The organism is Pseudarthrobacter sp. 05T312, from assembly GCF_056396685.1.
Map to the genome: position 1 here is coordinate 1 of NZ_JBFTLY010000034.1, position 2,569 is coordinate 2,569.

The following is a 2,569-nucleotide window of genomic DNA, read 5'->3' on the forward strand; positions in this document are numbered from 1 at the left end:
TCGTTGAGCATCTTCTGGCCCTGCCGGACTTTGGCGATGACCTGCTCGGGGGTGTGTCTGCGTGCCATGATTCGTGAATTTCCTCCTGTGTCCATTCTCGGACACGAAACTCACACAAACACTGGACTACTCTCTGGGGACCCAACCAGACACATCGCAACGGTTCGCTTGGCGTCGATACGCCCGACCAGGCCAATGATGGCGCTGATATCGACGCAGAATCACCCATCGCCCCTCGGGCGGTCGGGCACAGTTCGGCACAGCTCGGCTTCAGCCTCACTCAAGAGAAACTGCCTCTGGGCACGCGGGCGTAGAGCCAAGCAATGGCAACAGATCCGTCCTGACCCCTGCCGCCGTGGAGCGCTCAAGCACAGTTGAGCACGCCAATTTTCAGAGTTTTTATTGTCGGGACAAAAGTCGAAAATCGGTGGTACACGCGGCACACGCCTTAAAGCAGCGGAATCGCTTGATAAACCAAGAAAAGCAGCTCTCAGAGGATGTGCCATCTTTTGTATCAAAAACGCTACACAGTCCCGCGAAGTCACAGATCCCGGTACTCCCAATGCCTTTTAGGCCCTTGACGGAAAGCCCAAACTCACATTTACTGACACTTCATCTGCACCACGGCGACTGCGAGAAAGATCGGGCATGGGGAGTATCCATCCATACGAAAATAAGAGTGGCAAGTGGTACCGAGTCTTATACAAGAAACCCGATCACTCTCAAGGCCAGAAACGTGGGTTCAAGCTTAAGCGTGATGCACAGGCCTTCCTGGACTCCGTGGAGGTCTCAAAGCGAAGCGGACAGTTCATTGCACCAAGTGACGGGCGTATCACCGTCGAAACCCTCGGCGCAGAGTGGCTGGCAGCCCACAAGCACACGGTCAAACCTTCAACATTCCACAGCATTGAAAGCGCCTGGCGAAACCACGTCCACCCCAAATGGGGGGACCGTTATGTCTCTTCACTGCTGCGCTCGGAGATCAAAGCGTGGGTGGCCTCCCTCTCCGAGCATCGCAGTCCCACAACGGTGTCACGTTGCCTCGGCGTACTCTCAGGGATTCTTCACGACGCCGCGGAAGACAAACGCATCTCCTCGAACCCGGCAGAGGGCGTCAAAATCGCCCGCCGGACAAGCCGTCCCCGTGGGTACCTGACGCACAGCCAGGCTGAAGCCCTTGCCTTGGAATCCAAGTACCCCGACTTTGTGCGGTTCCTGGCCTATACCGGTCTCCGATGGGGTGAGGCCACCGGCCTGCGGGTCGGCCACGTGGACCAGCCTGCACGGCGAGTACTCATCGTAGAGAACGCCGTCAACGTCAACGGCAAGATGGTCATCGGCACACCGAAAATGCACGAAAGTCGTTCCATCGTCTATCCAGCGTTTCTGGCACCTGCCATTGAGTCTGCCTGCGCCGGTAGGGAAAGTCATGCCCTCCTTTGGGGCGACGGTGTGAACTACCTTCGCCCGGGAAACATGGAGAGTGGGTGGTTCGCCGCGGCCCGGAAACGCGCGCAAGTGAAGGACCCGACGTTCCCCACCATCACACCCCACGACCTCAGACATACGGCGGCGTCGCTAGCCATCAGTGCCGGCGCGAACATCAAGGTGCTCCAGCGGATGCTTGGACACGCATCGGCCGCGATGACCTTGGACCGCTACGCCGACTTGTTCGAGGATGACTTGGACACTGTCGCCGGCGCGCTCCACACGGCCCGCCAGGATCAGCTCTGGCACCGGGACGCCACGGCGCCTGAGACCTGAACTGCAGGATGTTCGGCCTCCCGGAATCCACGGTGGCCTCGGCAACAGGCAGGCACAACGACCTGCTTAGACGGGCGGCTTCCATGTCATGGCCGGGGGTTTAGTAGCGGCCGAGCGCATGTTCGATTTCCTCCATGCACTCCCACACCTCTTCCATTACGGAATGCAACCTAGCGCCCATTTCGTCCAGCTCTTCAGGGCTGTGAACAGTCGCCTCCATTAGCCCCTTTGCGTTCAGACGGCGACTGAAGAACGCTGTTGTGCCTGGAGTCAACGATCCTCCTACGGATCCATGGAGGATCTTATTTCTTTGCTGCAGGGCCTGTTGAGCATTGGCTAGAACTCCCACTACCCGGTCCTGTAGCTCCTGGGACAATGGTGAATAAACCGAAAGCGCGAGCCTCCTCGACGTTTGGATCAACTGCGAGGCCGGCAGGCCCTCCGTCAGGGTCGCTCCCACCCCGCTCCGCCCATTTATGAGCGCCGAGCAAAAGTGGGCAAGTGTCTGTTCCAGCCATGCGGCCCAGATTGCGATCCGTCCTACAGCAGCTTCGCCCTCCAACGACATCGAGGTGTACGTGCGGTAATCGGGCAGTGCTGCATCCTCGGTAGCTTCTGGGTCCATGGACACCAATCGTAGTCAGCGTTGGTGGACTTGGTTGGGTCCCCAGAGAGTAGTCCAGTGTTTGTGTGAGTTTCGTGTCCGAGAATGGACACAGGAGGAAATTCACGAATCATGGCACGCAGACACACCCCCGAGCAGGTCATCGCCAAAGTCCGGCAGGGCCAGAAGATGCTCAACGAC

Annotated in this window: 2 protein-coding genes; one reads left to right on the forward strand and one right to left on the reverse strand. The window is 58.6% G+C overall.

The window, feature by feature from the left end:
- The first annotated feature begins 648 nt into the window (after positions 1 to 648).
- Positions 649 to 1,764 (forward strand): tyrosine-type recombinase/integrase, encoded by a 1,116-nt coding sequence (locus AC1DIP_RS22120; protein ID WP_477735106.1) that lies wholly within the window; start codon positions 649 to 651, stop codon positions 1,762 to 1,764.
- 100 nt (positions 1,765 to 1,864) lie between these two features.
- Here AC1DIP_RS22120 and AC1DIP_RS22125 read toward each other — a convergent pair whose 3' ends face one another.
- Positions 1,865 to 2,389: a hypothetical protein gene (locus AC1DIP_RS22125; RefSeq protein WP_476881453.1), complete on the reverse strand. Its 525-nt coding sequence runs from the start codon at positions 2,387 to 2,389 to the stop codon at positions 1,865 to 1,867.
- Between the last annotated feature and the right edge of the window lie 180 nt (positions 2,390 to 2,569).